Below are 5,330 nucleotides of genomic sequence, written 5' to 3'. Positions count from 1 at the left end.
TCCTTAATAATGTCTAGCTTGGGATAACTTTTCGCTTGACCTTGAACTGCCGTCTCATAGAAGGGCTCTGTCTCTTTAGGCCTCCATAACCCAGGGTTTCACCCTGGGCTTTGATGGAACCGCCCCTCTGGGGCTGGGCTTGTACCACTCAGATCATTACCGTCTACACTTTACTGTCCCCACTCTGCCTCTTATGCGCTTCGATATCGTCACCATCTTTCCGGAGTTCTTTGGCGGGCCGCCGAACAACGGTATCCCAGGCCACGGCATCCTCGGCCATGGCATTTTGGAACGCGCGCTGCGCTCTGGACAGGCCGAAGCCCATACCCACGATCTCCGCAGCTTCACCTATGACCGCCATCGCACCGTGGACGACCGCCCCTTCGGGGGCGGCGAGGGTATGGTACTCAAAGCGCAGCCCATCTTCGAGTGCGTGGAGTCGCTAGGCATCGCAGCGAAGCCGGAGCGAGATACGGCTCGGGAGTCTGTCATTCTGCTCTCCGCACAGGGCAAGCGCTTCACCCAGGCCACTGCCCGCCGTCTCGCAACGCTGGATCGTGTTGTGCTGATCTGCGGCCGCTATGAGGGGGTGGACGAGCGCGTCAGTCAGTTGCTCTGCGATGACGAATTCTCCATCGGCGACTACGTGCTCTCCGGCGGAGAACTCGGCGCGGCGGTCATCGTCGACGCTGTCGTGCGCCTGTTGCCCGGCGTACTGGGCCACGCTGACTCCTCCAAATACGAGAGCTTTGGTGAGGGCGACGAACCTGCCGACACCATGACCGAAGACGGAGTTCCCCGCTCCACGCACGGTGCCGGAGGCCTGCTCGACTACCCGCACTACACACGTCCGGCGGAGTTTCGCGGAGTAGCAATCCCCGAGGTGCTCGGTAACGGAGACCACAGCGTCATCCGCAAGTGGCGCAGGCGAGCCCAACTCGCCAAGACATTCGCGAACCGCCCCGACCTCTTCACGGATGCCGATCTTTCCGACGACGACCGCGAATTCCTCGCCGGTCTCGGCTACACCGCCAGTTGATTGCCCTGCGAGACTCAGCTTGATTTAGTGCGCATATTTACAGGAGGCAACGGTGAAGAGGTCCATAAGTGTCGTTTTGATTTGCGCGGCACTTTGCCTTCCGATGCAAGCGGAAGATAGCTACCCCCAATTGGGATGGACGCCAGATGGACGCTTTCATGTTCTTACGCACAAGAATTTTGTTCATCCCAGGCGTGCCGTCAGGTATTACCTCGCGTATCACCATCGTTCGCAGGTGGTAAATCACCTCTGTTTTGTTGGCTATTCTCAGAAAAGTTCCCCACAGTCTCCCGAAGGAACAGCCATTGCTTATGTGTATTGGAAAGAAGGAAATCGTTTAATCTTCTGGCCTGGAACTATGGAGGAGACCCCTGATTTTTCCCTTACGATTCCAGCGCATGATCTGGGATGGGAAAAAGATACGGTAGAAAGAGAAGATCAGGTGTACGGAGACCATCTGGTTACACGTGCATTCTGGAAGTCCGTTGTTGCGGATTGTTACGCCCATGGTGAAACGATCACTGAAGCTCCAGCGAAGACATCTACGCCGAAGTAAAAGGTTTTGAAGGTGCTGAAATTCTGCCTCTGTCTCGCCAGGCTATGCAAGCCAAACCATGGGAGCCTAGCCATGCAAACTGGACACGTACCAGCCACCAGACCTAAAATTTCGCCAGAGGACATCGTTATGCCACTGCCCCGGCTCTTGCCTCTCTGCCTTTTCGGTCTGGCGTGTGCAGCGAGCGCTGCGGCCCAGTCTGGTGTCGTCAACCCGAATCCTTCGCAACCAATCGCAGGCGCACACGCCACCTCTTCCCTCCAAATTCCGGCACTCACCCACATTCCCGCACTTGTCGAGAGTGCCTCCGGAACGACGCAGGAGACTCAGCTCTACCTGTCATCGATACTGCAGAAGCAGCTTACCCTGGCCGCCCAGAACGAACTGCAGAAGCAACTTATGCTGGCTCAGAACGATCGGCCCTGTTATGCGATGCGCAGCTACGGGTTTAGTGCGGACGATCTCAAATCCAGCGATCCAAAACCGTCAAGCTACTCCACCTGCGCACCCACTTCCAGCGTCCGACGCAAAGATGCAGAAAGTGTCAGCTTGAAGTAACGGATTCGCCAGGGCTTTGGGCTATCGCCTTTCTAACTTCAACAAAACTGGAAGAATGTATTTGAAGCCTCATCGGCTCGCTGCTACACTTTGCTCGTCAGCTACTAGAGGTCGTCTCATGCGACAGATCGCAACACTGCTTGTTGTAGCTCTTGCCACCTGTGCCTCATCCCTGCAGGCGCAAAGTGCGCCCACCCGCGGACCCGACGGGAGCACGCGATCCACTACCCCGGGTATTGATGTACTTCCCTATCCCAACCGCCCGTTCTCGGGAACGGACACCATCGTTCGGACTCGCGTGATCGAGGGAGGAGGCACCATCACAACCTCCCTGACAGCCAAGGTTGTACGGGATAGTCAGGGACGGCTGTATCGCGAACGGCATTCCTTTGCGACAGCGGATGTCGATCCGCAGAAGACGCTCTACGAGTTCACCGTTTTCGATCCCATAAGCCATACGCGCACCATCTGCACTCTCGCGACTCGACAATGCACGGTCACCAACTACCATCCGCAGTTTTCTTATCGAATGCAGCCAACCGGTGCCTTTGATAAAGGCAAGCGTTTCCTGGCAAGAGAGGATCTCGGACAACAGTCGATCGGCGGTCTCCCGACGACTGGAACCCGCGAGATCACCACCATCTCGCCGGGAACCGTAGGAAACGACAAGGAGATTACCCTGTCGCGAGAGTTCTGGTACTCACCCGATCTGCAAACCAACCTCACTGTCACTCGAAAAGATCCGAGCGAGGGTACTGTCGACATTCATCTCAACGTGCTATCGCGCGACGAACCTGATCCCAGCATCTTTGCTATCCCCTCGGGCTACGCAGTTCACAATGAACTGCAGACGGCGGCGGCTTTCGAATAACCTGTTCATGGCTCACTAACAAGATTGGGCGATATTCGCACAAACTACAAACCAAACTGCACACATCATCCCTGCCACGTTTTGCCACACTTACTGATGGCATACCTCTAGACGTGCTGTTTGCCTGTGGATTTCCTTCTGCAAAAGCGAACGTTTCGTGTAAACTGAATCCTGCGACTTTACGAAGGAATCACATCATGTCTATCCATCCGATTATGCAGAAGCTGGCTGATAAGCTCCAGCGCACCGACCTCCCCGAATTTGCTGCCGGCGACACCGTTCGCGTGCAGGTCAAGATCAAGGAAGGCGACAAAGAGCGTCTTCAGGCGTTCGAGGGCATGGTCATCGCCGTCAAAAAGGGTCCGCAGGGCTCCTTTACCGTTCGCAAGATGAGCTTCGGCCAGGGCGTCGAGCGCATCTTCCCGTACAACTCGAAGGTCGTCGACAAGGTCGAAAAGATTCGCTCCTACCAGGTTCGCCGCTCGAAGCTGTTCTACCTGCGCGGTCTGCGCGGCAAGGCTGCTCGTCTGCGCGAGGTTGAGCGCGCTAAGTAAGATTTTTCTCTACACTTCCAGCAAAAGTGGCGGCCTTCGGGTCGCCGCTTTTCATTTGCAGACCGAATACACCGTGAAATCCGCTAAACTCGAAAACAACGATGGCGGCTTCTTTTCACATTCCTGTTCAACTCGGCGTCACCAAAGCCACCGCGAAACAGCAGATGCTGAAGCAGCTAGTGTGCAGCGACGCTCCGGAACAAGCCTTGCGTTATCAGGGATTCCGGTCGATTGCGGGCGTTGACGAAGTGGGTCGCGGCGCGCTGTTCGGTCCGGTCGTCGCGGCGGCGGTGATCCTGCCCGAGAAGACCAGCGTGCTCGCGAAGATGGGCCTCAAGGATTCCAAGCAGCTTACACGCGAAGACCGTGAGCGGCTCGACCTGAAGATCCGTTCCATGGCGGTAGCCGTCGCGGTCGCCGAAGTCGATGCCGCTACCATCGACCGCGTGAACATCTACCAGGCTTCGCGTATGGCCATGCTGATTGCCGTGCAGCACCTGGGAATAGCACCCGACCACCTCATCATCGACGCCATGCGGATCGACCATCCCTGCGCGCAGACCAAGCTGTACTACGGCGATGCCCTGTGCCTCTCCATCGCCGCCGCTTCGGTCGTCGCCAAGGTGTACCGCGATGCCCTGCTGCGCGAGCTCGATGCGGCGTATCCGCAGTATGGCCTCGCCTCGCACAAAGGGTACGGGACTCCGGAGCATCGCAGGGCGCTGGTGGACCACGGACCCTGCGCACTGCACCGCCAGAGCTTCGCCCCGGTTGCAGCGGTCTGCGTGACAAAAACCATCCCCGAATCCGGCGAGTTGTTTCCCGACAACAACGACTTCGATAACGACGTTCTTTACCAGGAGACAGCGTGAGCCTGAGGCTTCTGTGCGTAGTCGCACATCCTGACGATGAGTGCTTTGCCTTCGGCGGAGCGCTTGCTCTTGCAGCCGATCGCGGTGTCGAAATAAGCGTCATCTGCCTTACCGATGGACAAGCTGCGACCTACCGCGGCTCCGCCACCAGTGGCAAGGAGCTCGGCGAGATGCGGCGTGCGGAGTTCGTCGCCTCCTGCAAGATACTCGGGGTCGCGCATTATGAGCTTCTCGACTACCAGGATGCGCAACTCGAGTTCGCGAACCTCTCGGAGCTTGCCGGAAAGCTCGTCACTCGCATTCGCAGCTTCCGGCCGCAGGTGGTTCTTACCTTCGGCAGCGACGGCGCTCTGAACACACATCCCGACCACACGGTGGTCTCGGCTGCCACGACCGCCGCATTCCACTGGGCAGGCTCTCCCAAACGCTACCTCGAACTCGGTGAGCTCTATCAACCGCAGCGGCTCTATCACCTGACGACGAGTTATTTTCTGCCCTACCGCCAGCCACCCCTGCCCGCGCCGTGGACGCTCACGCTGGACATCAACTCTGTCTTCGACCGTAAGCTGGAGGCCTTCCGCGCCCACACCTCGCAGGCTCCGCTGATGGAGCGCACCAAGCCGGTCTTCGACGAGCATGGACATGAGGAGCGGTACACGCTCATCGCGTCGCCGGTGCCGCAGCCAGCGCGGCAGTCGACGGATATGTTTGAGGGCGTTGCAGAGTAAGGCCGTCAGCCCGAACGAATAAATCGAAGACGCAGTGCAGGAAGAAAGCTACAAGCTCCAACGGAAGAAACCGGAGGAGCATCTTATTCCTTAATGCAACGGTAGGCTGTAAGTTGGAGAAGGTTGTGTTTTTTTCGAAAGCAACTCCACCT

7 protein-coding genes are annotated in these 5,330 nt (G+C 57.6%); all 7 read left to right on the top strand.

Going from position 1 to position 5,330, the window contains the following annotated elements:
- Positions 1-193 precede the first annotated feature (193 nt).
- Positions 194-1,039: a tRNA (guanosine(37)-N1)-methyltransferase TrmD gene (gene trmD / locus GSQ91_RS13505; RefSeq protein ID WP_158822289.1), complete on the top strand. Its 846-nt coding sequence runs from the start codon at positions 194-196 to the stop codon at positions 1,037-1,039.
- A 52-nt stretch (positions 1,040-1,091) separates the two neighbouring features.
- Positions 1,092-1,595 (top strand): hypothetical protein, encoded by a 504-nt coding sequence (locus tag GSQ91_RS13500; protein WP_158822288.1) that lies wholly within the window; start codon positions 1,092-1,094, stop codon positions 1,593-1,595.
- Positions 1,596-1,724: 129 nt separating this feature from the next.
- Positions 1,725-2,153 (top strand): hypothetical protein, encoded by a 429-nt coding sequence (locus tag GSQ91_RS13495; RefSeq protein WP_158822287.1) that lies wholly within the window; start codon positions 1,725-1,727, stop codon positions 2,151-2,153.
- Between the two features lie 118 nt (positions 2,154-2,271).
- Positions 2,272-3,024: a hypothetical protein gene (locus tag GSQ91_RS13490; protein WP_158822286.1), complete on the top strand. Its 753-nt coding sequence runs from the start codon at positions 2,272-2,274 to the stop codon at positions 3,022-3,024.
- A 197-nt stretch (positions 3,025-3,221) separates the two neighbouring features.
- A complete protein-coding gene (gene rplS / locus GSQ91_RS13485; protein ID WP_158822284.1) occupies positions 3,222-3,578 on the top strand; it encodes a 50S ribosomal protein L19 in 357 nt (118 codons plus the stop codon).
- Between the two features lie 101 nt (positions 3,579-3,679).
- Positions 3,680-4,450 (top strand): ribonuclease HII, encoded by a 771-nt coding sequence (locus tag GSQ91_RS13480; RefSeq protein ID WP_158822282.1) that lies wholly within the window; start codon positions 3,680-3,682, stop codon positions 4,448-4,450.
- On the top strand, positions 4,447-5,178 hold the full coding sequence (locus tag GSQ91_RS13475) for a PIG-L deacetylase family protein (protein WP_158822281.1): 732 nt from the start codon (positions 4,447-4,449) through the stop codon (positions 5,176-5,178). The genes GSQ91_RS13480 and GSQ91_RS13475 overlap by 4 nt, the downstream gene beginning before the upstream one ends.
- Positions 5,179-5,330: the final 152 nt, after the last annotated feature.

Origin of the sequence: Granulicella sp. S156, from assembly GCF_009766105.1 — a bacterium.
GTDB lineage: Bacteria > Acidobacteriota > Terriglobia > Terriglobales > Acidobacteriaceae > Granulicella.
The sequence above is the reverse complement of the archived record's forward strand: the minus strand, read 5'-3'. Positions and strand labels throughout refer to the sequence as shown.

What these genes read in the sequence shown, in the direction of transcription:
- trmD (WP_158822289.1), top strand. Translation starts at nt 194, where the DNA reads ATGCGCTTCGATATCGTCACCATCTTTCCGGAGTTCTTTGGCGGGCCG.
- GSQ91_RS13495 (WP_158822287.1), top strand. Translation starts at nt 1,725, where the DNA reads ATGCCACTGCCCCGGCTCTTGCCTCTCTGCCTTTTCGGTCTGGCGTGT.
- GSQ91_RS13490 (WP_158822286.1), top strand. Translation starts at nt 2,272, where the DNA reads ATGCGACAGATCGCAACACTGCTTGTTGTAGCTCTTGCCACCTGTGCC.
- rplS (WP_158822284.1), top strand. Translation starts at nt 3,222, where the DNA reads ATGTCTATCCATCCGATTATGCAGAAGCTGGCTGATAAGCTCCAGCGC.
- GSQ91_RS13480 (WP_158822282.1), top strand. Translation starts at nt 3,680, where the DNA reads ATGGCGGCTTCTTTTCACATTCCTGTTCAACTCGGCGTCACCAAAGCC.